The organism is Ruegeria sp. P10 (assembly GCF_056534925.1).
This window is the reverse complement of sequence record NZ_JBQERJ010000008.1, coordinates 107,145-132,356: the sequence shown is the minus strand read 5'-3', so window position 1 is coordinate 132,356 and position 25,212 is coordinate 107,145. Positions and strand designations below refer to the sequence as shown.

The window sequence follows — 25,212 nt, the reverse complement described above, 5'->3', positions numbered from 1 at the left end:
GCCGGATCGTCCGGTCGGTTTAGGAGAATGTAATGGCAAACTATGACGTCATCGTAATCGGCGCCGGACCCGGCGGCTATGTCTGCGCGATCCGCTGCGCTCAACTGGGCTTGAAAACCGCTGTGGTCGAGGGGCGCGAAACGCTGGGTGGCACTTGTCTGAACGTGGGCTGCATCCCGTCAAAAGCTCTGCTGCATGCCAGCCATCAGCTTCATGAAGCCGAACACAACTTTGCCAAGATGGGCCTGAAGGGCAAATCGCCTTCGGTCGATTGGAAACAGATGCAGGCCTACAAGGATGAGGTGATCGAGGGCAACACCAAGGGCATCGAGTTTCTGTTCAAGAAGAACAAGATCGACTGGCTGAAAGGCTGGGGCTCGATCCCTGCGGCCGGCAAAGTTCAGGTTGGCGATGAAATCCATGAAACCAAGAACATTATCATTGCGTCAGGCTCCGAACCGTCCTCGCTGCCCGGTGTCGAAGTCGATGAGAAAGTCGTTGTGACCTCAACCGGAGCGCTGTCTCTGGGCAAGATCCCGAAGAAAATGGTGGTGATCGGCGCGGGTGTGATCGGGTTGGAACTGGGTTCGGTGTACAGCCGCCTGGGCGCAGATGTAACGGTGATCGAATTCCTCAAGGACATTACGCCGGGCATGGACCCTGAGGTGCAGAAGACATTCCAGCGTATCCTCAAGAAACAGGGGTTGAACTTCATCATGGGTGCAGCGGTGCAGAAAACCGAAGCAACCAAGACCAAGGCCAAAGTGACATACAAGCTGCTCAAGGACGACAGCGAGCATGTGATCGACGCCGATACCGTGCTGGTGGCCACCGGGCGCAAGCCTTATTCCGATGGTCTGGGGCTGGACGCTCTGGGCGTCGAGATGACCCCGCGCGGCCAGATCAAGGTGGGTGCGGACTGGCAGACCAACGTACCGGGCATCTACGCCATCGGCGACGTGACCGAAGGCCCGATGCTGGCGCACAAGGCCGAAGATGAAGGTATGGCCGCGGCGGAACAGGTTGCGGGCAAGCATGGGCATGTGAACTATGGTGTCATTCCGGGTGTGATCTATACGTGGCCCGAGGTCGCCAATGTTGGTGAAACCGAGGCGACGCTCAAAGAACAAGGCCGTGCCTACAAGGTCGGCAAGTTCATGTTCATGGGCAACGGCCGCGCCAAAGCCAACTTTGCCTCTGACGGGTTCGTCAAGATCCTGGCCGACAAGGAAACCGACCGTATCCTGGGCTGCCACATCATCGGCCCCGGCGCAGGCGACCTGATCCATGAGGTCTGCGTGGCGATGGAATTCGGCGCATCCGCCGAAGATCTGGCCCTGACCTGCCACGCGCACCCGACCTATTCCGAGGCCGTGCGCGAGGCCGCACTGGCCTGCGGCGACGGTCCGATCCACAGCTGACAACCTTGCCCCCGGCAGCGATCAGCCTGTCGGGGTCAACCAGGCATCCAGATAGGTCTCCAACCTGTCGGTGAATGTCGTCGCGGAATGCAATGCGCAGAATCTTAGTGACATGGCCTGAATGGCAAAGGCCTGCACACCTTCGGCCAACAACTCGGGTGGCACATCCTTGCGCACCTCTGCATCTTCGAGCCACAGCATCACGATGCGGAAATATCGCTCAAAACAATAGGCCACCGGTCCTATTTCGGCGACAGCCGTAGCACCGGAATACCTGATCAACAAATCGAATACATATCGCTCGGACGTCATGAAACTGTGAACCGGTTCCAGCGCAGTGACGATTTCTGCAACAGTTTTGGGCGGTGTTCCGGCCTCGGCCTGATCCAGACAGGCGTTCAGCTTGTCTGCGATCAGAATTTCCATCAGCGCATCCTTGTCGTGAAAATGCGCGAAAAAGGTGCCCTTCGCGACCCCAGCGGCCTTCACGACCTCTTCCACCCGTAACGCTTCATATCCGCCATTGCGGATGACCTCTTCAGCGGCCGAGAGAAGCTTGGCGCGGGTCTTGATCGTACGTTTCTGAATTGTCTTTTGCATACGGCTCAATCGCATAATTTCTGACCGTGGTCAAATTTTTATTGACCGTAGTCATTTTTTGATTCTATAAATTGACCACGGTCATTTTTTCAGGAGATACCCGATGCAACCGAAAAAGATTCTCATCCTTGACGGACACCCCGCAGAAAGCAGCCTGTCACGCACATTTGCCGAAACATACAGAGACGCGGCCCGCAAAAACGGGCACGATGTACGGTTGGTTCATCTGAGCGATCTGCAATTCGATTTTGATTTCGGTCAGGGCAATTATCACGACTTCAAACCACTTGAGCCGGTTCTGGAACAAGTGCTTCAGGACTTTGAGTGGAGCGACCACCTGGTCCTGACCACCCCGATGTGGTGGGGCGGCCTTCCAGCCAAACTCAAAGGACTGATCGATCGAATGTTCATTCCGGGACGAACCTTTGACACACGGAACACCACCAAGATCGGATTTCCGGCGCCCATGCTGACTGGGCGTACTGCACGCGTCATCCTGACGTCAGACACCCCGGGATGGTTCATGCGCCTGATATACCGGCAGGCGCTAATCCGTCAGGTACGGGACCAGATTCTTGGGTTCGTCGGCTTCAAACCAACCCGTTTCACCTATTTTTCCGGCGCAAGCTATCCCAAGCCCGGCAGCGTAGATCGCTGGGTGGAAAAAGTATCAAGGATCGGGGCCGCTGCGGTTTGAACCACAGCCGACACCCACATCTACCACATCGTTTTTGCGGCGCGTGCAGGCCATTCCTCGTCATATTGCGCGCCGCCTTCCGCGCCGTCTGATGCCTCGGACAGAAGCTGACCTATCGTGGGAAGATCGCCGCTGTCATCACCGTTTGACCAGATGCGCGCCCGGATCAAAGCACGGGCACATTGGCTGTATATCTCGGCGATTTCAACGACGATAACGGTCGCCGGGCGTTTGCCGACCTTCTCGAATTGATGCCGCAGGGTCTCATCCGCCGTTACCCGCGCCAACCCGTTCACCCGAACAACGTTGTTGGACCCCGGAACAAGGAACATCAGCGAAACACGTGGATCGCGCACGATATTGCGCAAACTGTCCAGACGGTTGTTGCCGCGCCAGTCCGGCAGAGCCAGCGTATTCGCATCCAGCTCTTTCACCACCGGGCCATCATCGCCCCGAGGGCTGCCATCCACACCTTCAGGACCAACCGTGCTGAGCAAACAGAGGCGCGATGCAAGGATCCACTTGCGATAGAGGGGCGTCAGTTGATGAACGACCTTTCGCAAGGACGGAGCACCGGGCCGACCATACAAAGATTCAAGCGTTTCGATGTCACGAATGTGCTCCATCCGGATCAAACCCCACTTCCCGCATCAACTCGTTGGAACGCGTTTCTATCACATCTTCCAGCCGGGCAAGGAATTCGTCCCGACCAACACCCGGCTCGATTGGGTCGAGGAAATCGACGATCGCAAGGCCCGGTTTGCGCATGACACCCGTTCGGGGCCAGAAGACGCCGGCATTCGTCGCGACCGGAACGCAGGGAAAGCCGAGCCCTTCGTAAAGAACGGCTGTTCCAACCTTGTAAGGTTTCTTCGCACCGGGCGCCACACGTGTCCCTTGCGGGTAAATCACAAGCTGCCCGGGTTCCGAAAACTCTTTCGATACATCCTTGACCATCTTGGTCACGGCAGCACCGCGCTTGCCGCGATTGACCGGAATACAGCCAAGTCGCCGCGCATACATTCCAATGACGGGTGTAAACAAAAGCTCGCGCTTCATGATGAACTTGCCGTGCGGAATGGCATCAAAAATTATGATGATATCAAGAAAAGACTGGTGTTTTGCGGCTATGACCACTTCATTCGTTGGGACCCTACCCCGCACTTCACACCGAATGCCAACCATCCAACGAGCCAGCCACATGGTGCTGCGCGCGTAGGTCTTGCACGCCCTCAGGGCGCCAGCCTTGGAAAACAGTGCATAGGGCAGAAAGACAATGCCAAGGATCAGCATCCAGGCGTAGATCATGATCATGAAGATCAATGACCGAACCCATTGAACAGCCATCAACATCAGGAAAGCTCCTTCAATTTGCGTCGGGCCGCAGCCCAGGTAGCAAAAAACGCGACCATGGCACCAAGGATCGGGATAAGAACCGGCAATGCCCAGTCTTTGCCCTGAAAGCCGACGCCAGCCAGAAAACCACCCGATTCCGAGGCTTCGGGCAGCATCAGAACACCGGTCATGCCCAGCAATGTACCGACTGATGCCCCAAAGAATGCGCGATATGTAAACCGCCTTACGAATGCGCCCGCTATGAACCCATCGCGTGCACCGACCAGGCGCAGCACTTCGATGATCTGGGCATTTGCGGCAAGCGACGCATTGGCGGCAAGAGTAATCATGGCCGCGGTCGCACCACCGATCAGCAGGATCGAAATCCACCCCAGACGACGCAGGGACATCGCCGCATCAACCAAAGGCTCCCGCCACCGCGTATGATCATCCAGCACGGCGCCCGGCACCTCGGCCCCCAGTCGCAAACGCAACCCAGCCACGTCGATGCCCGGTTCGGTTTCAATGATCTCGATAAGCTGCGGCACGGGCAGCGTATCCAGCGGTAGATCCGGCCCGAACCAAGGGGCAAGCAACGCCGCCTGCTCTTCCTGCGTCAAAGCACGGGCCGAGGCCACGCCAGGCGTCTGGCTCAGAACGGTCAGCGCGGCCTCGGTCTGGGCCGCACGCTGTTCCGCTGGCGCGTTGATGCGCAGGGTTGCCGCTCCGGCCAGTTCCGAGGCCCAGCGATCCGCAATGCGCCCCGAAGCCAGAGACAGGGCCAGTGCGAATACTGCAAGAAACGCCATCGCACCCGCGACAAACAGAGTCAGGTGTGCCGTATATCCCGTTGGGGGAACAACCCGGTCTGCCCGTTTGTCACCGCGCAACAGATTTTTGAGATCAGGACTGATCATAGATCCGCCCCCGCCAGTTGCAGCTTGCGCTGCGAAATACGCAGGACACGGGCCTGTACCTGGCTTTTGGCCGCGCGGATCAGGCTCAGATCATGGGTGGCGATCAGGACGGTTTTGCCCATCCGGTTCAGTTCGATCAGAAGACGCAGCAGCCGTTGCGACATTTCCCAGTCAACATTGCCCGTCGGCTCATCCGCCAAAACCACGTCAGGCGACAATATGACGGCACGCGCCAGAGCGGCCCTTTGCCGCTCGCCGCCGGACAGTTCAGGCGGGAGCGCTTCGAGCCTGGCGCCAAGTCCCACCCAGCTGAGCAGCTCGGTCAGGTTTTCCTGCTCGGATGTTTCCGAACGCCCGGACACCATCAGCGGCAACGCGACGTTTTCGGCAAGCGTCATGTGGTCAAGGAACTGACAATCCTGATGCACGACACCAACGCGGCGACGCAATACGGCCAGCTGGTCGCGATCAAGGGTTGAAATATCCTGGTCAAACACACTCAACCGCCCCGAGCTCGGCAGCAGGGCACCATAGCACAGCTTGAGCAACGTGGTCTTGCCCGCCCCGGAAGGCCCGGTCAAAAAGTGAAACGAACCCGGCTGCAATTGTACCGAGACATCACTCAGCAACTCGCCGCCACCGTAGGTGTAGCTGACATTTTCCAGCTCGATCACACGTGCCCCCGTTATTTTGCCGCTCTTCTTGCCCGAGCATGGTGATGGTTTCAATGGCTCTACCGGGTCCAATTGGTGACACTTGACCCGCGAAACCGAAAACGCTCTTTGCTGTTGGGTCTTAACCGAATATCATTCCTGAAAAAACTATTATCGGCCCTTCGCCCGGCCGAGGAGGCAGCATGCGTCTTACATGTCCGAATTGCAGCGCGCAGTACGAGGTTCCTGACGAGGTCATCCCCGAGGAAGGCCGCGACGTACAGTGTTCCAACTGTGATCAGACCTGGTTTCAAGCGAAGCACCCTGCCGAAGCCGCAGGCGCACCGGACGAAAAAGCGGAAACCCCCGAACAGGATGACACATCGCTTGACGTGGTCGACGCTCCGCAGGACGCCGAACCGGGCCCTGTTGAAGAAGCGGTATCCGAAGGCAAGCCAGAAGTTGAGAAACCCGCTGCGCCTACAGGGAATGTCGATCCGTCCGTTGCCAGCATTCTGAAAGAGGAAGCTGCCCGCGAAGCGGAATTGCGGGCGCAGGAAGGCAGCAGCCTTGAGAGCCAGCCCGATCTGGGGCTGGATACGCCACCAGAACCCAAGGTGCGCCCCAAGCGGCCTTCGGCTTCGGAAACCGCTGTCGATGCAGGGCAGAAAGACGCGCTGCCGGATGTTGAAGCCATCAATTCGACAATGCGATCTGACGAGTCGGAAGAAGTCCCGCAGCCACCCCGCAAATCGGGCGGATTCCTGCGCGGCTTCGCGTTGATGCTGATCATCGGCGTGGTTCTGTATCTGATCTATGGAAATGCCCAACAGATCAGCGAAGCGGTCCCTCAGGCCGACCCGTTGCTCAGCTCATACGTGTCGCTTGTGGATCAGGCGCGTATCTGGCTTGAAGCACAGGCTGGATCCGGTGCCCAGAACTGAGGTCTAGAACCTCTCCAACAAACGTTTCAGGTATTCCAGTTCGATCTGGGGGCGGTCCGATTCCCCGGTTCTGCGCCGGATTTCATCCAGCAGTTCCCGCGCCCGGCGATACACGTCTTCGCCTTGCAGCAAATTCTCATCTGTTGAAATCGAACCGGCGGCACCCGGATTTCGGCCCAGCGGATCGCGATTGTTGGCTTGCATGTCGCCATCCTGCGTTCCCTGACCCGGCTGATTCTGCTGGTTCTGCGCCATCGCCTCACCCAACGAACGCATCCCTTCGCGCAGGGCTTCCATCGCCTCGGATTGCCGGTCGATGGCTTCGGCCAGATCATCCCCACGCAGGGCCTGTTCCGCCTCGTCCATGGCGCGCCCGGCCCGGTCCAGCGCCTCGCGCGCGGCGTCACCTTCGGGCGTGCCGGCGCCGGGCAAACCCTGTTGCTGGCGGCTCAGCTCATCTCTTAGCGCTTGCTGCCGATCCGCAAGTGAGCCTTGACCCTGCTGGCCTTCGCCAGCCTGATCCGAGCCTTCCCCCTGACCGCCCTGACCTTCGTGGCTTTGCCCCCGGCCTTGCCCGCCATTGCGTCCCTCATTGCCCTGGCTTTCACCGGATTGAGCACCTGGATTAAACTGTTCCTGCAAATCACGGAAGGCCTGATCGCTCAGACCTTGTTGCTCGCGCAGGGTTTCCGCAAGACCTTCCATGGCCTGCTGACCTTCGGACTGCTGCCCTCCGCCCTGGCCCTGAGTCACACGCATGTTTTCCATCATCTGCTGGAACTCTTCCAGTGCCTGCTGGGCTTCGGCCATCCGGCCCTGTTCCATGAGCTCCTGAATGCGGTCCATCATGCGTTGCAGATCATCCTGCGTCATTTGCAGGGACTCGCCGTTCTGGCCCTGCTGACGCTCACCATCTTCGCCGTTCGGCTGGGCCAACCGTTGCAGTTGTTGGAGGTAATCCTGCGTCGCTTCGCGCAATTCCTGCATCAGTTCCGCGATTTCCTCGTCGCTGGCGCCGTTCTTCATTGCTTCGGTCAGACGTTCCTGCGCGCGCCGCATCCGTTCCAGCGCATCCGCAAGCGTGCCGTCCTCGATCAACACGGCAAGATCCCAGAGCGCCTGGGCGATCTCTGCCTGCTGTTCGGGTTTCAGCCCGTATTGATCAAAGGTCTCAAGCCGCCGCAGCACGACCCTCAGACGCAAATAGGCAGTTTCCGAGCGAAACAAGTCCTCTGGCAGATGAGATACAGCCCGCAGCAGTTGCGCGATCCGAGGCGCATTGGACCGCGACCACAGCAGATCGCGCCGTTGTTCGATCACCGCAGCGGCCAGCGGATCAAAGAACCGACGGGCCGGAAGATCGGTCACATAAGGTTCGGAAGACGATTGCTGATCCGCCGCGTCCGTGGCCATCAAGGTGATCCGAACCGGCAAATGCGCCCATGGGTGTTGCGAGAAATCCTCGATCAGATCTTCTGCAAAATCCACCCGGTCGCCGGTGATCGGCATAGGCAGTTCAACTGCGATCGCTTCGCGTGGTTCGGGCTCTGCCGCCAGACCATAGCGGCGATCAACGGCAGCCAAATCCAGTTCGATCAGGGCAGAGCCTGCAACCACACCATAGTCATCTCCTGCGACGAATGGCAGCTTCATCTGCCCGCCCGCCTCGGCCTCAGCCGATCCAGCCACGGCTATCTGTGGTGCCGTGTCGTCAATGATCTCAACGGCCCATTCCCGCCCCGCTGGCCCGTCGATGCGCAATTGGCCAGAGCGTTCTGCCACGAACTCCTGCTCGGGGTCGGTCGCCGCCTCGGCCCCCAGGGCCGAGCTGTCTTCCGTCAGGCTATGTGCGCCAACCTCACCATAAAGCCGCAAGGTAACGCGGCTACCCTTGGGAACGGCAAGCTCTGCATCCGTTTGGTCCGCAAGATACAGCGTTGGAAGGCCCGTATAGCGCGGAGGTTCGACCCATCCTTCCCAAGTCGGCCCCTGCCCGGCGGCAGCAGTGCCCGGGGCCATGTCCGCCACAGACCCCACGCGCCACAAAGAGCCGAAAACAAGCGCTACGACAAAAGCCAGCAACGCCGCGTAGCGCAGTGCATAAGGATCTCGCGATGCCAGCCGAAGGTCTGGTTTCACGGCCTCGGCCGTCGCGACCCGTTGCGCCATCCGGGCTTTGTGGGCTTGCCACAGCGCCACGGAATCCCGATCGGCCGCACCGATAGCCTGATCATCCATCAAGGCCTGAATTGGGCGTCCCGGCAAGGTCTCATCCAGCCGCATCAAAACCTCGGCGCGCGAAGGCAACTTGAGACCCCTCAGGCCAAGCACCGCAGCCGTCAAAAACGACCCCAAGGACAGCGCGCCGACCGCCCAGACAATTTCCACGGAAACAACATCTTGAAGCCCGAGCATCAAAGCCGCAAGCAGAACAAGTACAATCGAGAACGCCGGCCAGAACGCGCGCAACACCTGTTCTGCCACCATGCCGACATGAGTCAGCCACACGGACAGGCGCGGAATGGGCAGGTTTGAACGGTCGGACAAGACGGGCCTCCGGGGTTAGGCCCGCGCGGTCATCGCGTCAAAGCCATGAAGGTATGGTATCGCGGTTTATGATTTCGTCAAAGCTTGGTCGTTCACGAATGACTGCAAATTGATCACCATTGACCAGAACCTCGGGGATCAGCGGGCGGGTATTGTACTCGCTGGCCATCACCGCGCCATAGGCACCCGCGCTGCGGAAGGCGATCAGGTCACCCGATTTGAGCGGCGGCATGTTGCGTTGTTTGGCAAAAGTGTCACCGGATTCGCAGACCGGGCCCACGATGTCATAAGGGCGCTGTTCCACACCGGCGACAGGTTCCTGCACCGCGACGATATCGTGGTAAGCTTCGTACATTGCCGGGCGGATCAGGTCATTCATCGCCCCATCAAGGATCAAAAAATCGCGACCTTCGCCTGATTTCACGTAGATGACCTTGCTAACCATGATCCCGGCGTTGCCCGCGATCAGGCGGCCCGGCTCGATCTCGATCTCACAGCCAAGATGCCCCAATGTTTTCTTGACCAGCGCACCATATTCAATCGGCAAGGGGGGTGCGTTGTTCGACCGGGTGTAAGGAATGCCCAGACCGCCACCCAGATCGAGACGCCGAATGTTGTGACCTTCAGAACGGAGGCGTTCGGTCAGCTCGGCTACTTTTGTGTAGGCCAGCTCATACGGTTCAAGTTCGGTCAGTTGCGAGCCGATATGGACGTCGATGCCGATCACCTCCAACCCCGGCAAGCTGGCAGCGTGGGCGTAAACTTCCGAGGCACGGGCAATCGGAATGCCAAACTTGTTCTCGGACTTGCCCGTGGCAATCTTGGCATGGGTCTTGGCATCGACATCCGGGTTCACCCTTACAGTAATCGGCGCAACCACACCCAATTCCAGTGCAACGGCGTTGATCACTTCCATCTCGGGCTCGGATTCGACGTTGAACTGACGGATGCCGCCGGTCAGTGCGGTACGAATCTCATCCGCCGTTTTACCCACTCCAGAGAACACGATTTTGTCGCCCGGAACGCCCGCCGCCTTGGCGCGCAGGTATTCCCCGCCCGAAACCACGTCCATCCCTGCGCCCGCCTTTGCCAGAGTTTTCAGGATCGCCTGATTGCTGGCCGCTTTCATCGCATAGCAGACAAGGTGGTCCGTGCCGTCAAGCGCATCGTCAAACAGCTGAAAATGCCGCAGCAAGGTTGCTGTGGAGTAGACGTAGAACGGCGTTCCGACCGCGGCAGCGATTTCGGAGACAGGGACATCCTCGGCGAATAGCGCGCCGTCGCGGTAGAGAAAATGATCCATGTCTGCGCGCTTAGACCAGAAGATAGCTTCGGATCAATGGATTCCGAACCCATCGACCAAGTTTAATTTCGGGTCGAAACTCCAACCCGGCCATAGCCCGAGATCGAAACTCCGGTGCCCGATTGTTTGGGCTCTGCAGCAGGTTCCGGGCGTCTTGCCGATGTAGGTTCGCAAGCCGTCAAAGCCGCAAATACCAGAAACAGTCCTAGTGTTCTCATTTCAGTATCTTTTCTTTGGATGACATGCGCACCGACATGCCAACTCACGTTGGTGGATATAAAACCGATGCGCAATATGAAAGTGGTTTAGAATCCCAGGTAGATCCCCAGCGGGCCACGGCTCAGACCTACGCCACCGCCTACATACGCTCCGCCAGAGCCGACACCGACGGTTGCACTGACAGTTGGCTGAGCGGGCGCTGGCTGAACGGGCTCACCATCGGCTCCGCATCCGGCCAGCATCAGGCCGGACCCTGCAATCAGAATCGCGCGCAGCACGGTCATCACACCATTGCCTTCCATCGTTCAACCTGAGCACGCACCTGATCAGGAGCTGTGCCACCATAGGACTGGCGTGAGTTTACAGAATTCTCGACTCCAAGGACAGAGTAGACGTCATTTGTGATCTCGGCATGGACCGATTGCATGTCGTCCAGCGTCAGATCGGGCAGGTCGCAGCCCTTCTTCTCGGCCATGGCCACCAGCGATCCGGTAACATGATGCGCGTCGCGGAAGGGCAGGCCCAGCACCCGAACCAGCCAGTCGGCCAGATCGGTCGCGGTGGAAAAGCCCGAGCCGGCGGCGGCGGCCAGGCTGTCGCGGTTGGCGGTCATGTCCTTGACCATGCCTTCCATCGCGGCCAGCGCCAGCATCCAGTTGTCGGCGGCGTCAAAGACCTGTTCCTTGTCTTCCTGCATGTCCTTGGAATAGGCCAGCGGCAGGCCCTTCATCACCATCATCAGCGCCGTGTTGGCGCCAAAGATCCGACCCACCTTGGCGCGGATCAGCTCTGCCGCATCGGGGTTTTTCTTCTGCGGCATGATCGACGATCCGGTTGAGAACCGATCCGACAGGGTAACGAAACGGAACTGCGCCGAAGACCAGATCACCAGTTCCTCGGCAAACCGCGACAGATGCACGGCGCAGATCGAGGCCACGGACAGGAACTCCAGCGCGAAGTCACGATCGCTGACGGCGTCCAGCGAGTTGGCGGCAGGCCGGTCAAAGCCCAGCGCCTCGGCCGTCATTTGACGGTCGATGGGAAAGGACGTTCCGGCCAGCGCCGCAGCACCCAGTGGCGATTCGTTCATCCGGGCGCGGGCGTCACGAACGCGGGACAGATCACGGCCAAACATCTCGACATAGGCCATCATGTGATGGCCCCATGTCACCGGCTGCGCCGTTTGCAGGTGGGTAAAGCCCGGCATGACCCAATCAGCCCCGGCCTCGGCCTGCGCCAAAAGCGCGCGGATCAGGGCCAGCAAGCCGCTCTCAGCAGCGTCCAGCTGATCACGAACCCAGAGCTTGAAATCGGTTGCGACCTGGTCATTGCGTGACCGGCCTGTGTGCAAACGGCCTGCGGGCTCTCCGATGATCTCTTTCAGACGTGCCTCGACATTCATGTGGATGTCTTCCAGCGCGGTCGAGAACTGGAACTCTCCGTTCTGGATTTCTGACAAAACGGTGAGCAGCCCTTCCCGAATGGCTTCGGCGTCACTATCACTTAAGACGCCTGTGGCTGCCAGCATGGCCGCATGGGCGCGCGAGCCTGCGATGTCCTGGGCTGCCATCCGCTGATCGAACCCGATCGAGGCGTTGATTGCCTCCATGATCGCGTCTGGACCGGCGGCAAAGCGGCCGCCCCACATCTGGTTCGAGGATTGATCGGTCATGTAAGAAAACCCGGAGTTGATATGCGCCTATTTCGTCTGATCCCCCTTTATATGGCCCTTGCGCTGGGTGCAAATGCCGCCTTGGCGACCGATGCCGAGACGCTGGCCCCTCTGCGGGAAGAGAGCCTGAAACGTCTGATCCTGCACAAGGAACCGAAACCCGCCAAATCAATCGAATTCCAGCTGGAAGATGACGGCGGTGTCGGCACGCTTGCCGATTATGAGGGCAAGTATGTGCTGCTGAATTTCTGGGCCACCTGGTGTGCGCCCTGCCGCAAAGAGATGCCTCAGATCGCTGAACTTCAGGAAGAGTTCGGCGGCGACAAGTTTCAGGTTCTGACACTGGCCACGGGCCGCAACTCGCCTGCCGGCATCAAAAAGTTCTTTGAAGAGAACGGCATCGCCAACCTGCCCCGTCACCAGGACCCCAGTTCAGCCGCTGCCCGTGAGTTCGGCGTCATCGCCTTGCCGATCACGGTCATCCTGAACCCCGAAGGGCAGGAAATCGCCCGGCTGATCGGCGACGCCGAGTGGAACTCGGACAGTGCGAAGGCGATTATCTCGACGCTTGTGGAATCCAATAGCTGACGAATGGCGCAGCGTCCGCCTGTTTGTGATACACTCGAACCGGCCCAATTGGGCCGGTTTTCGTTTGTGACCTTATAGGAAGGAGGCGACGATGAAGCCGGTGGTTCTTTTGATCGGACGGTTGCCAAATGTGATCGGTGATGTGGCACGGCAACTGGATCATCTGCCGATTCAGTGGCTGGGCGCACATGACACGGACGAGGTCCGGAAACAGCTGGATGCCGAGCCCCGAATTGCCTGCGCCATCTTGGGCGCGGGGCTTGACGACACGATCCGTGGTGAAATGGTGGGCATAATTGCCGCCCGGCGCCCGGATATCTGCATCCATCTGAAGGATCGTACATCCGGCCCCGAGGGGCTGGTGCCCTTCGTCGAACGTGTGGTGCAACACGAGATACTGGAACGGCTGGAAAACAGCTGACGCAACGCCACCTTTGACAGAGTTTCAACTCCTTTGCACTCTGCGCTCAGGAGGATGGAATGCCACTTGAAATTCTACTGACGCTGGTCGTCGGCGGCATAGCTGGTGTCACCCTGTTATTGCATCTCACCGGCAAATCGCAGCAAGTGATGCTGACGCCCGACATTGCACGATCACAATGGGCACGTCACTTTCCGGACGATGATGTGGTCGACGTCACGGTTTCCCATGATGGCCACGCCGCGATGGTGCGCACCAGTTCAGGCAATGGGTTGCTTTGGTCCTTCGGGGCCGACACCGTGGCCCGGCATCTGCTGGACTATGATCTTCTGGATCATCCGGAAGGATTTGAGATTCTGTTTCACGAATTCTCGGTGCCCAAAACACTCATCCGACTGGACGAATTCGAACGCCATCACTGGCGTGACCTGATGGAGCCCGCATGACAGACCAAATTAGTTTTCCCGATGCGGTGCAATGGGCCGTTCCCTTTTTCATCGCAGCAATTCTGGCCGAGTTTCTGTGGATCGCAGTCAAAGGCAAAGGCGGGCGTTATGAAACACGCGACGCGGTGACTTCTTTGATCATGGGGGCCGGAAACATCGCATCGGGCTTTTTGCTGGGCTTTATCGCCTATGCGTTTTTCATGTGGCTTTGGCAGATCACGCCGATGAACCTGGGTACGTCAATTCCGGTTATCATCCTGTGCTTTGTCCTGGACGATCTGCGTTACTACTGGGTCCACCGCTTTGGCCATCGCATCCGCTGGGTCTGGGCCAGCCACGTAAACCATCACAGCTCGCAGCACTACAACCTGACGACCGCGCTGCGGCAGACCTGGACTTATACGTTTACTTTCATGATGGTCGTACGCGCCCCACTGATCCTGCTTGGGTTCCATCCTGCGATGGTTTTGTTCGTCGGTGGCCTCAATCTTATCTATCAGTTCTGGATTCACACCGAGGCCATCGGCAAGATGCCCCGCTGGTTCGAGGCGGTAATGAACACCCCCAGTCACCACCGCGCCCATCACGGCCGCAACGCACGCTATCTGGATTGCAATTATGCCGGGGTGTTCATCATCTGGGACAAGCTGTTCGGCACCTTCGTCCCCGAGCAGGAGGACGACCGGGTGGACTATGGCCTGGTGCACAATATCGGCACTTTCAATCCCCTGCGGGTGGCCTTTCACGAATGGGTGGCCGTCTGGCGCGACGCGACCCAGCCGGGTTTGACCCTGAAACAGCGGCTGGCCTACTGCTTTGCCCCACCTGGGTACAGCCATGACGGCAGCCGGGACAGTTCGGAACAGATCAAGGCCAAGCATCTGGCGCGCCACCCGGAAGACCGCGGAACGCCCGGTTTTGAGCATCTGGACAAAAAGCTGCCCAGCGGACAAGCAGAACAGGCTTGAAACAGCCGGCTGCACCCTGATTGTGCCTTGAATCTCGGCCATTGAGCGCCATATCAGACGACAGTCGCCGTGTGTGAGTGAGCGAGGGTCTGTATGAATCGTTTGACAACCATTTCAACCTTTTTCGGCCTGTTCGGCCTGTTGATGGCCATGCTCGCAGCCCTTGGGGGCGCCGTTGCAGCCCTGATCGCATTGGGTTTTGCAATGATGGCGCTAGGTGCGATGGGCGCGATACTTGGCGCGGCAGCTTCTTTGACACGCGCGTGGCAATCCACCCGCTGAGCCCGCGAGACGGAAATTTTTCCGAACCCTTAACCGCAGATTCATCTCTTTGCCCCGAGACTGTGACCGGACACCTGTCCCGGACACATGGGAATCCGCGCTTATGGGAAATAAAAAACTGGCACATCTGCCTGAGGGGTCGGAAAGTCCGTTGAATACGGCCGTTTCGACGCGGGATCGTTCGGTTGTGCAGATGGCAACCGATGCAGTGAAGCATAAGCAGTGCAAACTGGCTTTTCAGCCGGTGATACAGGCGCACGCCCCGTACCGAGTCGCGTTTTACGAAGGGTTCATTCGGGTTCTGGACGAAACCGGCCGCGTCATCCCGGCGCGAGAATTCATGCCTCAGGTCGAAAACACTCCTATCGGCCGCGATCTGGACTGCGTCGCGTTGGAGCTTGGGTTGCGCACATTGGCGAGGAACCCGGAAATACGCCTGTCGATCAACATGTCTGCGCGCTCGATCGGTTATTCCAACTGGTCCAGAATACTGGACAGATTCCTGAAACGAGATGCCGGATTGGGCGAACGCTTGATCCTCGAAATCTCCGAAAGCTCGGCCATGCAAGTGCCTGAGCTGGTTGTCGACTTCATGGACCGCTTGCAGGATCGCGGCATCGCTTTTGCGCTGGATGACTTTGGCGCCAGCAATTTCAGCTTTCGCCATTTTCGCGAGTTTCTGTTCGACGCAGCCAAAATCGATGGCCAGTTCGTGCGGGGCATCAGCAACGACCCCGACAACCAGACTTTGGTGCGGGCCCTGATCGCGGTGGCCCGTGAATTCGAAATTCTGGTCACGGCCGAATCGGTTGAAACGCAGGAGGATGCCGCTTTCTTGGTGGCAACTGGCGTGGATTGCCTGCAAGGATTCTTGTATGGCGCACCCAGTGTTGCGGAACCCTGGAAGCAGGAAAACAGATCAAAAACAGGCAGTTGATTGCCTGTTCATCGACATTTTCCTACCATTTCCGACACTGAGACAAGCTGCCCGTTGCTGCATGTGCAGCGTTACGCTATTGCAAGAGTACTTGAGCGGGGGATCACGGGGCGCTCTTGTTTCGAGAGGACATCTTTCGACCTGCGCCGTCAGAAATTCCGCTGTCCCATGACGGTAAAGGACTGATCATATGACCAACGTAGTAATCGCATCCGCCGCACGAACAGGTGTTGGCAGCTTCAGTGGTTCGTTTGCGAACACACCTGCCCATGATCTGGGCGCTGCCGTTCTGGAAGCAGTTGTCGAGCGCGCCGGAGTGGAAAAAGGCGAAGTCAGCGAAACCATCATGGGGCAGGTTCTGACAGCCGCCCAGGGGCAGAACCCCGCACGTCAGGCCCATATCAACGCCGGTCTGCCGCAGGAAAGCGCGGCCTGGGGAATCAACCAGGTTTGTGGCTCGGGCCTGCGCGCCGTTGCTTTGGGCGCCCAGCATATTCAGCTGGGAGACGCGGAAATCGTCGCTGCTGGTGGTCAGGAAAACATGACGCTGTCGCCCCACGCCGCCGCGCTGCGCGCCGGTCACAAGATGGGCGACATGAAGTATATCGACACAATGATCCGCGATGGCTTGTGGGATGCTTTCAACGGCTATCACATGGGTCAGACTGCCGAGAATGTTGCAGAGAAATGGCAGATCAGCCGCGAGATGCAGGATGAATTCGCCGTTGCTTCGCAGAACAAGGCCGAAGCAGCACAAAAGGCCGGCAAGTTCGCAGACGAAATCGTGCCCTTCACCATCAAGACCCGCAAGGGCGACATCGTGATGGACAAGGACGAATACATCCGTCATGGCGCAACCATGGAAGCCATGGCCAAACTGCGTCCAGCCTTCACCAAGGACGGTTCGGTCACAGCTGCCAACGCCTCGGGATTGAACGACGGTGCGGCCGCGACGTTGCTGATGTCAGCCGAAAACGCTGAAAAGCGGGGAATCGAACCTCTGGCGCGCATCGCGTCCTATGCGACCGCCGGTTTGGACCCGTCGATCATGGGCGTCGGCCCGATCTATGCATCGCGCAAGGCACTGGAAAAAGCAGGCTGGTCGGTAGACGATCTGGACCTGGTCGAAGCCAACGAAGCCTTTGCCGCACAGGCCTGCGCCGTTAACAAGGATATGGGCTGGGATCCGTCGATCGTGAACGTAAACGGCGGCGCCATTGCCATCGGCCATCCGATCGGTGCTTCGGGGTGCCGTGTTTTGAACACCCTGCTATTCGAAATGAAGCGTCGCGATGCGAAAAAGGGTCTGGCGACCTTGTGCATCGGCGGCGGCATGGGCGTTGCCCTTTGTGTGGAGCGCGACTAAGCGCGTTGGCAATCAAATAGAATTAGGCGCCCGGTGGGCGCCTTTTTTTGTTACATTGAGGTTCCAACCGTTGGATGCGACGATATTGCCGCCCGGAATCCAAGATTCAAGACGAAACAATATTGCGCACAACCATCTCTCAGAGTAACAGCATTACTAAGACGACTATAATTGAAGGAGTCATAAATGGCACGAACAGCACTCGTTACCGGCGGTTCCCGCGGCATTGGCGCAGCAATTTCCAAGGCGCTCAAAGCCGAAGGATACAACGTTGCGGCAACCTATGCGGGAAATGACGAAGCCGCCGCAAATTTCACTGACGAAACCGGGATCAAGACCTACAAGTGGAACGTCGCCGATTATGACGAATCCAAAGCAGGTATTGAAAAGGTTGAGGCCGAGGTTGGCCCCATCGATGTGGTCGTCGCCAACGCCGGCATCACCCGCGATGCACCATTCCACAAAATGACACCTGATCAGTGGAAAGACGTGATCGACACCAACCTGACCGGCGTGTTCAACACGGTGCACCCTGTCTGGCCCGGCATGCGAGAGCGCAAGTTCGGTCGTGTCATCGTCATCAGCTCGATCAACGGTCAGAAAGGCCAGTTCGCTCAGGTGAACTATGCAGCGACCAAGGCAGGTGACCTGGGCATCGTAAAATCCCTGGCGCAGGAAGGCGCGCGGGCGGGGATCACTGCCAACGCGATCTGCCCCGGCTATATCGCAACCGAAATGGTCATGGCTGTGCCCGAGAAGGTGCGCGAGTCCATCATTGGCCAAATCCCGGCCGGCCGCCTTGGTGAGCCAGAGGAAATCGCGCGCTGCGTGGTCTTCCTGGCATCGGACGATTCGCAGTTCATCAACGGTTCGACGATCTCGGCCAACGGTGCGCAGTTCTTCGTCTGATCCAGAGTTGTGAACTAAAAACGGGCCGGTCCCTTTGGGCCGGCCCTTTCTGATCCCGTAAGAACGCGCGCGCTGCGATCAGCGGGAACCGAATATCCATCCCCAAAACTGCCAGATCACCCTGCTGCGCTCTTGGTGGGCACGCAGGATCGCCATCTGGGCGGCGGGATTTGTTGTCATCTCGATCATGACAGCCTCCTTTTCAAATCAGTTTTATTTGACCTGATGTGAATATGGAGGCTAAAAACAAACACGACAAACGAGCTTTCTTGAGACTTCAGTTAAGTTTTCCTTCACTATGAGTGACTATCTGCCTCCGCTGACCGCGTTGCGTGCTTTTGACGCCGCAGCCCGGCACATGTCTTTTTCGAAGGCGGCGGAAGAGCTGCATGTGACGCCAGCCGCCCTGTCCTTTCAGATCAAGTCGCTTGAAGAACACCTTGGGCGGCCGCTGTTTCGTCGTCTGAACCGCGCCGTAGAACTGACCGAGGCGGGCCGTGCCCTTGCGCCTGGTGCGGCAGAAGGGTTTACCACCTTGCAAGCCGCATGGCGTGCGGTGCGCAGACAGGAAGATGACACAAGCCTGACCGTCACCGCGGGCCCAGCTTTGACCGCCAAGTGGTTAGCGCCGCGGCTTTACGAATTTGCTCGGGCGCATCCCGAGATCGATCTGAAATTCTCGGCCACGCTGCGCAACATGGATCTGGAGCGGGACGACGTGGACGTCGCCATCCGGTTCGGGAATTCGGCCGATGACGGGCTGTATTCCGTTCCCGTCAGAAAGGAATGGCTGACCCCGGTCATGACACCGGAACTTGCAGAACAATTCACCACGCCAGACAGCCTGCGCGACGCCCCGCTGATCCATGACGATTCGATCAGCTTTCTGACCCCGCCTTGCGATTGGCCCGCTTGGTTCCGTGCCGTGGGGGTGGATTTTACTCCGACCCATGGCGCGCATTTTTCCAATGCCGATCACGCGATTGATGCCGCTGTTGCCGGTGTCGGCGTGGCACTGGGGCGACGCGCCATGATTCTCAAGGACCTGACCGAAGGCCGCCTGGTTGCACCGTTCAAGGTGGCCCTGGAAACACAAGGCCGGTTCCGGTTTTTGTGCCTGCCGGGGGCTGAAAAGAAACCTCAGATCGCGGCGTTTCGCGATTGGTTCCTGACCGAGATTGAAAAAACCGCGCATATATCGGATGAGTTCAAAATTGTACCGATTGAAGAGGTTTCCCGCCCATGACCAAAATGCGCGCAACGGCCATCGGCTTCGTGGCTGTCTTGCTATGGGCCTTGCTGGCGTTGTTCACTGTCGGGTCGGCGCCCACGCCGCCCCTGCTGCTGAACACGATCTGCTTTTCGATTGGTGGTGCGCTTGGGCTTGTCTGGGCAACGGCGACAGGTGGTTTGAGCGATCTAAAGCAAGTTCCCTGGACGACCTACCTGTTTGGCGCATTGGGCCTATTTGGCTATCACGCGCTGTATTTTTCGGCCCTGCGCATGGCGCCGGCTGCCGAGGCCGGGCTGATCGCTTATCTCTGGCCTCTGCTCATTGTGCTTCTGTCGGGCCTGCTTCCGGGTGAGCATCTGCGTATCGGCCACCTGATCGGGGCATGCCTTGGATTCGCAGGGGCCGCTGTAATCATTGCCGGGGGTGGCGGCGCGGGCTTTCAGGCCCAATACCTGCCCGGATACGCATTGGCCTTGCTGTGCGCACTGACATGGTCGGGCTATTCCGTTCTATCACGCAAACTGGAGGGCACGCCGACCAGTTCCGTCGCAATTTTCTGCCTTGCGGCTGCATCGGCTTCGGGACTGCTTCATCTGGCGGTGGAAGACACTGTACTGCCCGATACGGCACTGGGCTGGGCGTCGGTGCTGGCACTCGGCCTTGGGCCCGTCGGGCTGGCGTTCTACGTCTGGGACATTGGCGTCAAGCAAGGCGACATCCAAATCCTCGGAACCTCATCCTATGCGGCCCCGTTACTGTCGACCCTTGCTTTGGTGGTGGCCGGGATCGCGACCCCGTCCTGGGGGCTTGCGATCGCGGCCTTTCTGATCACCGGCGGGGCCTTGATAGCGGCCCGCGCCAGCCTGAAAACTTAAGCGGACAGGCGTTCGATCTCTTCTTTCAGCTTGAGCTTCTGCTTTTTCAACTGAGCAATATGGAGATCATCGATACCTGGCGAGCGTTGGGCTTGTTCCACTTCTAGACCGAGAGATTCGTGCTTTTTCTTCAGTTCCGTCAGATGTGCGCTCACGCTCATTGCGATCCTCCTTGTTTATGTGTCTGTATGTCACGTAAGAATTTGACCACATCGTTTCCACCCTGTCACGCTGCAGACGCACAGAATCTGTAACAAATCCGACAAATTCGGCTGGTCATTGCCGATGGCACAAGTTCCGAGGCAACGGAGCGGCCTGTCGAAGCACGGCTGAGACCGCCTCGGTATAGCTTTCACCGTCTTTTTCGTGGCGCTCACCGGCGTGCAGAATCAACGGCGCATGGAGGCGAAATGCCGCGCGTCCCCCTTTGCGGGCGCTCAGGATGACCAGTTCGGTCTCGCGGCCCACCCGCGCGCTGAGCGGCAGCACCTCGATTGAACCCAGTTTCCCCTCACAAGCCGTCAGCATATCGGGAAGACGGTCGGCTTTCTGGATCACGTGCAGGAACCCCCGAGGGGCAAGGCGTTTGGCCGCAACGGTGATCCAGTCGATCAGAGGCGTATTTTCGCCCAGTGCAATGCTTCGCCCTGTGTCGCTGGCGGGGCTATGCGCCCCAGAACGGTAATAGGGCGGGTTCGCGATTACGTGATCAAAGTGCCGCTGTCGGAGGTCATCAGGCAAAGCGTTCAGGTCAGCCTCGATCACGTCCAGATCACAGCCGTTGATTTCCGAATTGCGGCGGGCCAAATCCGCATAGGCCGGTTGCAATTCGATCCCAACCATTTGCAGCCCCGCCACCCGCGCGGACAGGCATAAAATGGCAGCCCCCGCGCCACATCCCAGTTCAAGCACGGATTGCCCGGCCTTTGCAGGGACCGATGCGGCAAGCAGAACAGGGTCTACCCCGGCGCGGTAACCTGACGCAGGTTGCAGCAATCGCACCCGGCCACCAAGGAAATCGTTGCACGTCAATTCATTGTCGTCGAAGCGCATCATCGGCCCAGCGGGATCTCGTTGTCGCGCATCACACGCTCGGCCCGGGTCAGGTCTTCGGACCGAACCATCAGCCGACGAGGGAAAATCCCGATACCACCTTCGAGGATGCTCATATTTACGTCCATCTGAAAGCAGTCTATATCCTCGCCCTCAAGGAGAGCGGATGCAAAGGCCAGGATTGTCGGATCGGTACTGCGCAACAGTTCTTTCATGGGGATGGATGTAAGGGCAAGGCGAGGCGAAAGTCGAGCCTTGTATCAGGAGTGTGATGACCGTCGACATGATCTCAAAACCGCATGAGCGTCTCGCTGAAATTCTGGCGGGCGAGATGGAGGCCGTGAACGGGCTGATCCGCACGCGGATGGCATCGGACCATGCGCCACGCATCCCGGAAGTGACGCGGCATCTGGTCGAAGCAGGTGGAAAACGCCTGCGCCCGATGCTGACACTGGCCGCAGCACGCCTGTTTGGCTATTCCGGCGACCATCACGTGCGCCTTGCCGCGACGGTCGAGTTCATTCACACCGCCACCCTGCTGCATGACGACGTCGTGGATGAAAGCGCACAGCGACGGGGCCGCCCGACCGCCAATCTGCTTTGGGACAACAAATCCAGTGTTCTGGTTGGCGATTACCTGTTTTCACGCAGTTTCCAGCTGATGGTGGAAACGGGCTCGCTGCGCGTTCTGGATATTCTGGCCAATGCCTCTGCAACCATTGCCGAAGGCGAAGTGCTGCAAATGACGGCTGCAACCGATCTGCGTACGGATGAAAGCGTTTACCTTCAGGTCGTGCGCGGCAAGACGGCGGCATTGTTTTCAGCCGCGACCGAAGTGGGCGGCGTGATCGCAGGTGCCTCGGAAGCGCAGGTCAAAGCGCTTTTCGACTATGGCGATTCACTGGGCATCGCGTTCCAGATTGCCGATGACCTGCTGGATTATCAGGGCGACAGCAAGGCAACCGGGAAGAATGTTGGCGATGACTTCCGTGAACGGAAACTGACCCTGCCCGTCATCAAAGCCGTGGCGCAATCCACGCCGGAAGAACGCGCCTTCTGGGAACGTACGATCGAAAAGGGCCGCCAACAGGACGGGGATCTGGATCAGGCGCTGGGTCTGATGAACAAATACGCCACGCTGGAAGAAACCCGGCAAGACGCTTTGGGTTGGGCAAACAAGGCCAAAGCCGCTTTGGATGTATTGCCTGACCACGATATTCGCAGTCTGCTGCGCGAATTGGCCGATTACGTGGTTTCACGTCTCAACTGAGCTGCGTGGCGCGGCACCACCAATCAGGATGGGCTGCGCCGATCTCATAGGCCGCAAAATGCGCGTCTTTCATCGTCGGATACAACGCAAAACAGGTTGATCCTGACCCTGACATGCGCACCATGAGCGCGCGATTGGTCATCTGCAACTCGTCCAACACCTGCTCGATCTCAGGTGCGATGTTCATGGCGGGCACCTGCAGATCGTTGCGTTGATTGCGCAGCCACTGGGCGCACTCATCAGCATTGTCAAACTCAGGCATGCTTTCAGGCATTAGCGGGTTGTCTCTGGACGCCAGCGCGTTGAAAACGGCACCGGTGGGCACCTGGACATTTGGGTTGACTAAAAGGGCGGGCAGGTGCGGAAGGTTCACCGCCGTCAAACGATCGCCAATGCCCTGCATTCTGATCGCCCGACCTTCCAGGCAGACGGGGACATCCGCCCCCAATGACAACGGCAGGCCCCGCGGAAGGTCGTGGCCCTGATCTGCCAGGGCCCCAAGCGTGGCCGCGGCATCAGACGACCCTCCGCCAATGCCCGCCCCATGGGGCAAGGACTTGGTCAGTTGAATATGACCGGTCCAACCGACAGCTTCTGCCGCCTTCCAGACCAGATTTCGGCTGTCCGTGGGAACTCCGCCGGCAAACTCGCCGCGCACGTCCATGGACAATTCGGGGCCGGGGGTGAATGTCAGCCGATCACCCAGATCGGCGAATACAACCAGCGAATCCAATAGGTGATAGCCGTCGTCTCGACGGCCAGTCACATGAAGGGTCAGGTTGATCTTGGCGGGCGCAAACGCCTTAATTTCCATTGGCGACTTTCAATGGCTCCGAACCTTCTTCGGCCAGAACGGCATCCAGCCCGACTTCGATCTTGCGCCGGATTCGATCCGGATCGGCTTCGCCGTCGGTGTCTTCCGGGTCGATGAAGGACAAGGCGCGACTCCACTGGAACTCGGCCTCGCGCGCGCGCCCGACAGCCCAATAGACGTCACCCAGATGATCGTTGACCACCGGATCCACCGGCATCAGCTCAACCGCACGTTCCATGTGTTCGACGGCCTCGTCATAACGCCCCAGACGGAACAGTACCCAGCCCAGACTGTCCACGATATAGCCACTGTCCGGACGCGCAGCTACTGCGCGCTCGATCATATCCAATGCTTCATCCAGCTTTTCTTTGCGCTCAACCAGAGAATACCCAAGGTAATTCAGAACCTGAGGTTGATCCGGGTTTAGTTCCAGCGCCCGGCGGAAATCAGCTTCGGCCTGATCCCAGTGCTTCAGCCTTTCATGACTGATGCCACGTGCGTAATGCAGGAACCAATTCCCACCCGCCGCGCTATCCGTCAGCGCGATCGCAGTGTCATAAGAGGCCACGGCAGCGGCATAGTTTTCCTGTCGACGCTGCAAATCTGCCAAAGCGACATGCACACCCGGAAAATCAGGATCCTGCGCAGCCAGGTTCTGCAACACCTCGACGGCCGCATCGGTTTTTCCCGAACGGTCCAGAACTTCGGCGCGGCCCAATTCGGCCGCATGGTGATCGTTGCTGTGCGCCGGGACTTGGCGGTATGCCTCAACCGCCAGATCATATTGCTGCAAGTTGTCCAGCAGATCCGCGCTCAGCAAAATGGCATCCACATGATCGGGGCGCAGGAAACTGGCCAGGCGTGCGTACAGCAGAACGTAATCGGCTGATGCTTCGCTGTTCAATGCGGCACCGACGGTGAAAAAAATCTCGGCCATGCCGTCCTGAGCGGATCGGACATGGGTGAACGGCAATGTTTCACCCGCCGCCAACTGGCTCAAATACGACTCGATGGTCGGGTCACTGCCCGCCACAAACACATCGTCCAGAAACTGAACGGCGTCTTCGTTGCGATCCAGCTGCGACAGAATCTCGGTGCGGGCCAAAGCAGCACGACGAGAGAACCGGGCAACCGTTCCATCATTGTCGGCAAGTATCGCCTCGGCGCCTTCGAAATCACCGATAGACGCCAATGCCATCGCCTTGTGGTAAAGCGCGAACTCCCTGAGACCATCCTGTGTCGCGACAGAATCGAACTGTTCCATCGCCTTGGTCATCTCACCCTGCCCCAGATGGGCCCAGGCGATCATCAGGCCGTCAACAAGGGGGCCAACACCCTGTGTTTCAGGGTCACGGGCCAGCAGGTCGTCAAATTTCCCATCGGTGATCAGATTGGCCGAAATTACCATACGCGCAGCCTGGCTGGGCAGGTTTGCTTCCTCGATCTGCTGGGCGATCGGCAGCGCGCGCGCCACTTCCCCCAAGGCGATGCGTGCAACGACAACGCTTTCCTGCAACAGCGCATTTTGGGGATCAAACCTGAGAGCCTGAGCGTAGTATCTTTCAGCGGCAGAATAGTCGTTTTCGTAAATCGCCTGCCGCCCGGCCAGATAAGACCCGGCGCCCGTTTCCGAATAGGCCGGAACTGCGACCGACGACATGAACAGCACGGACAAAGCCGCGCGACGAACCAGGGAAAACACCGAAATCCTGCCTTGCTATCGTTGACTGAGGGGTAAGCT

28 protein-coding genes are annotated in these 25,212 nt (G+C 58.7%); 14 read left to right on the top strand and 14 right to left on the bottom strand.

The genetic code is table 11. From position 1 onward, the window contains the following. Positions 1-32: 32 nt before the first annotated feature. Positions 33-1,421 (top strand): dihydrolipoyl dehydrogenase, encoded by a 1,389-nt coding sequence (gene lpdA / locus ACR0FB_RS14550; RefSeq protein WP_480621350.1) that lies wholly within the window; start codon positions 33-35, stop codon positions 1,419-1,421. A 21-nt stretch (positions 1,422-1,442) separates the two neighbouring features. On the opposite strand, the gene ACR0FB_RS14545 is transcribed toward lpdA, so the two are convergent. Then, positions 1,443-2,021 carry a TetR/AcrR family transcriptional regulator gene (locus ACR0FB_RS14545; RefSeq protein WP_480491885.1) on the bottom strand — a complete coding sequence of 193 codons (579 nt, stop codon included), beginning with the start codon at positions 2,019-2,021 and terminating at the stop codon, positions 1,443-1,445. A gap of 103 nt (positions 2,022-2,124) precedes the next feature. On the opposite strand from ACR0FB_RS14545, the gene ACR0FB_RS14540 reads away from it, so the two are divergent. Further along, positions 2,125-2,718, top strand: a complete 594-nt coding sequence (locus tag ACR0FB_RS14540) for an NAD(P)H-dependent oxidoreductase (protein WP_171171173.1) — start codon at positions 2,125-2,127, stop codon at positions 2,716-2,718. A 20-nt stretch (positions 2,719-2,738) separates the two neighbouring features. Here ACR0FB_RS14540 and ACR0FB_RS14535 read toward each other — a convergent pair whose 3' ends face one another. From ACR0FB_RS14535 to ACR0FB_RS14520, 4 genes are read right to left on the bottom strand one after another with little or no spacing between them, the layout of a single operon-like run. Continuing rightward, entirely contained in the window at positions 2,739-3,344 is a 606-nt protein-coding gene (locus ACR0FB_RS14535; RefSeq protein WP_480621352.1) for a pyridoxamine 5'-phosphate oxidase family protein, read from the bottom strand. Then, a complete protein-coding gene (locus ACR0FB_RS14530; protein WP_480485796.1) occupies positions 3,328-4,071 on the bottom strand; it encodes a lysophospholipid acyltransferase family protein in 744 nt (247 codons plus the stop codon). Before ACR0FB_RS14530 ends, ACR0FB_RS14535 begins: the two co-directional genes overlap by 17 nt. Next, positions 4,071-4,970, bottom strand: coding sequence for a cell division protein FtsX (locus ACR0FB_RS14525; protein ID WP_171634956.1), 900 nt, complete (start codon positions 4,968-4,970; stop codon positions 4,071-4,073). Before ACR0FB_RS14525 ends, ACR0FB_RS14530 begins: the two co-directional genes overlap by 1 nt. Next, a complete protein-coding gene (locus ACR0FB_RS14520) occupies positions 4,967-5,644 on the bottom strand; it encodes a cell division ATP-binding protein FtsE (RefSeq protein ID WP_152456816.1) in 678 nt (225 codons plus the stop codon). Before ACR0FB_RS14520 ends, ACR0FB_RS14525 begins: the two co-directional genes overlap by 4 nt. 182 nt (positions 5,645-5,826) lie before the next feature. Between ACR0FB_RS14520 and ACR0FB_RS14515 the strand changes: the two genes are divergently transcribed. Then, positions 5,827-6,567 (top strand): zinc-ribbon domain-containing protein, encoded by a 741-nt coding sequence (locus ACR0FB_RS14515; protein ID WP_480621355.1) that lies wholly within the window; start codon positions 5,827-5,829, stop codon positions 6,565-6,567. A 3-nt stretch (positions 6,568-6,570) separates the two neighbouring features. On the opposite strand, the gene ACR0FB_RS14510 is transcribed toward ACR0FB_RS14515, so the two are convergent. The 4 genes from ACR0FB_RS14510 to argH all read right to left on the bottom strand — a co-directional run bounded on the left by ACR0FB_RS14510 (position 6,571) and on the right by argH (position 12,308). Continuing rightward, complete coding sequence (locus ACR0FB_RS14510; RefSeq protein WP_480621357.1) at positions 6,571-9,114, bottom strand: TIGR02302 family protein; 2,544 nt, start codon at positions 9,112-9,114, stop codon at positions 6,571-6,573. A gap of 37 nt (positions 9,115-9,151) precedes the next feature. After that, positions 9,152-10,417, bottom strand: coding sequence for a diaminopimelate decarboxylase (lysA, locus tag ACR0FB_RS14505; protein ID WP_171634961.1), 1,266 nt, complete (start codon positions 10,415-10,417; stop codon positions 9,152-9,154). A 305-nt stretch (positions 10,418-10,722) separates the two neighbouring features. Then, a complete protein-coding gene (locus tag ACR0FB_RS14500) occupies positions 10,723-10,938 on the bottom strand; it encodes a hypothetical protein (RefSeq protein WP_224854660.1) in 216 nt (71 codons plus the stop codon). Beyond that, a complete protein-coding gene (gene argH, locus ACR0FB_RS14495) occupies positions 10,920-12,308 on the bottom strand; it encodes an argininosuccinate lyase (RefSeq protein ID WP_480621359.1) in 1,389 nt (462 codons plus the stop codon). The genes ACR0FB_RS14500 and argH overlap by 19 nt, the downstream gene beginning before the upstream one ends. A 21-nt stretch (positions 12,309-12,329) precedes the next feature. Between argH and ACR0FB_RS14490 the strand changes: the two genes are divergently transcribed. The 10 genes from ACR0FB_RS14490 (at position 12,330) to yddG (ending at position 20,334) form a co-directional block, all read left to right on the top strand. Next, positions 12,330-12,896 (top strand): TlpA disulfide reductase family protein, encoded by a 567-nt coding sequence (locus ACR0FB_RS14490; RefSeq protein ID WP_171634966.1) that lies wholly within the window; start codon positions 12,330-12,332, stop codon positions 12,894-12,896. Between the two features lie 91 nt (positions 12,897-12,987). Next, positions 12,988-13,317 carry a hypothetical protein gene (locus tag ACR0FB_RS14485; protein WP_152456810.1) on the top strand — a complete coding sequence of 110 codons (330 nt, stop codon included), beginning with the start codon at positions 12,988-12,990 and terminating at the stop codon, positions 13,315-13,317. Between the two features lie 59 nt (positions 13,318-13,376). After that, positions 13,377-13,763, top strand: coding sequence for a hypothetical protein (locus tag ACR0FB_RS14480; protein ID WP_171724278.1), 387 nt, complete (start codon positions 13,377-13,379; stop codon positions 13,761-13,763). Further along, positions 13,760-14,731, top strand: coding sequence for a sterol desaturase family protein (locus ACR0FB_RS14475; protein ID WP_480621361.1), 972 nt, complete (start codon positions 13,760-13,762; stop codon positions 14,729-14,731). Before ACR0FB_RS14480 ends, ACR0FB_RS14475 begins: the two co-directional genes overlap by 4 nt. A gap of 93 nt (positions 14,732-14,824) precedes the next feature. Further along, entirely contained in the window at positions 14,825-15,013 is a 189-nt protein-coding gene (locus ACR0FB_RS14470) for a hypothetical protein (RefSeq protein ID WP_171634969.1), read from the top strand. Between the two features lie 103 nt (positions 15,014-15,116). Then, positions 15,117-15,950 (top strand): EAL domain-containing protein, encoded by an 834-nt coding sequence (locus tag ACR0FB_RS14465; RefSeq protein WP_480621363.1) that lies wholly within the window; start codon positions 15,117-15,119, stop codon positions 15,948-15,950. 190 nt (positions 15,951-16,140) lie between these two features. Further along, on the top strand, positions 16,141-17,316 hold the full coding sequence (locus ACR0FB_RS14460) for an acetyl-CoA C-acetyltransferase (protein ID WP_170346332.1): 1,176 nt from the start codon (positions 16,141-16,143) through the stop codon (positions 17,314-17,316). Between the two features lie 186 nt (positions 17,317-17,502). After that, the gene (gene phbB, locus ACR0FB_RS14455; RefSeq protein ID WP_171724280.1) at positions 17,503-18,225 is read left to right on the top strand and encodes an acetoacetyl-CoA reductase; all 723 of its coding nucleotides are present in this window, start codon (positions 17,503-17,505) and stop codon (positions 18,223-18,225) included. Between the two features lie 298 nt (positions 18,226-18,523). Beyond that, a complete protein-coding gene (locus ACR0FB_RS14450) occupies positions 18,524-19,471 on the top strand; it encodes a transcriptional regulator GcvA (RefSeq protein ID WP_480621365.1) in 948 nt (315 codons plus the stop codon). Continuing rightward, a complete protein-coding gene (yddG, locus tag ACR0FB_RS14445; protein ID WP_171119723.1) occupies positions 19,468-20,334 on the top strand; it encodes an aromatic amino acid exporter YddG in 867 nt (288 codons plus the stop codon). Before ACR0FB_RS14450 ends, yddG begins: the two co-directional genes overlap by 4 nt. On the opposite strand, the gene ACR0FB_RS14440 is transcribed toward yddG, so the two are convergent. From ACR0FB_RS14440 to ACR0FB_RS14430, 3 genes are all read right to left on the bottom strand, one after another. Next, the gene (locus tag ACR0FB_RS14440; RefSeq protein ID WP_083445267.1) at positions 20,331-20,495 is read right to left on the bottom strand and encodes a YdcH family protein; all 165 of its coding nucleotides are present in this window, start codon (positions 20,493-20,495) and stop codon (positions 20,331-20,333) included. The genes yddG and ACR0FB_RS14440 overlap by 4 nt on opposite strands. Positions 20,496-20,610: 115 nt before the next feature. Further along, the gene (locus ACR0FB_RS14435; RefSeq protein ID WP_171634976.1) at positions 20,611-21,390 is read right to left on the bottom strand and encodes a tRNA1(Val) (adenine(37)-N6)-methyltransferase; all 780 of its coding nucleotides are present in this window, start codon (positions 21,388-21,390) and stop codon (positions 20,611-20,613) included. Continuing rightward, the gene (locus tag ACR0FB_RS14430) at positions 21,387-21,602 is read right to left on the bottom strand and encodes a putative signal transducing protein (RefSeq protein WP_152456800.1); all 216 of its coding nucleotides are present in this window, start codon (positions 21,600-21,602) and stop codon (positions 21,387-21,389) included. The genes ACR0FB_RS14435 and ACR0FB_RS14430 overlap by 4 nt, the downstream gene beginning before the upstream one ends. Positions 21,603-21,658: 56 nt before the next feature. On the opposite strand from ACR0FB_RS14430, the gene ACR0FB_RS14425 reads away from it, so the two are divergent. Next, positions 21,659-22,657 carry a polyprenyl synthetase family protein gene (locus ACR0FB_RS14425; RefSeq protein WP_480621367.1) on the top strand — a complete coding sequence of 333 codons (999 nt, stop codon included), beginning with the start codon at positions 21,659-21,661 and terminating at the stop codon, positions 22,655-22,657. Here ACR0FB_RS14425 and ACR0FB_RS14420 read toward each other — a convergent pair. Together ACR0FB_RS14420 and ACR0FB_RS14415 are read right to left on the bottom strand one after the other, a co-directional pair. Continuing rightward, positions 22,650-23,471, bottom strand: a complete 822-nt coding sequence (locus tag ACR0FB_RS14420) for a 4-(cytidine 5'-diphospho)-2-C-methyl-D-erythritol kinase (RefSeq protein ID WP_171634980.1) — start codon at positions 23,469-23,471, stop codon at positions 22,650-22,652. The two genes, ACR0FB_RS14425 and ACR0FB_RS14420, sit on opposite strands and share 8 nt — an antisense overlap. Continuing rightward, on the bottom strand, positions 23,461-25,131 hold the full coding sequence (locus ACR0FB_RS14415; RefSeq protein ID WP_480488080.1) for a tetratricopeptide repeat protein: 1,671 nt from the start codon (positions 25,129-25,131) through the stop codon (positions 23,461-23,463). The genes ACR0FB_RS14420 and ACR0FB_RS14415 overlap by 11 nt, the downstream gene beginning before the upstream one ends. Positions 25,132-25,212 lie beyond the last annotated feature (81 nt).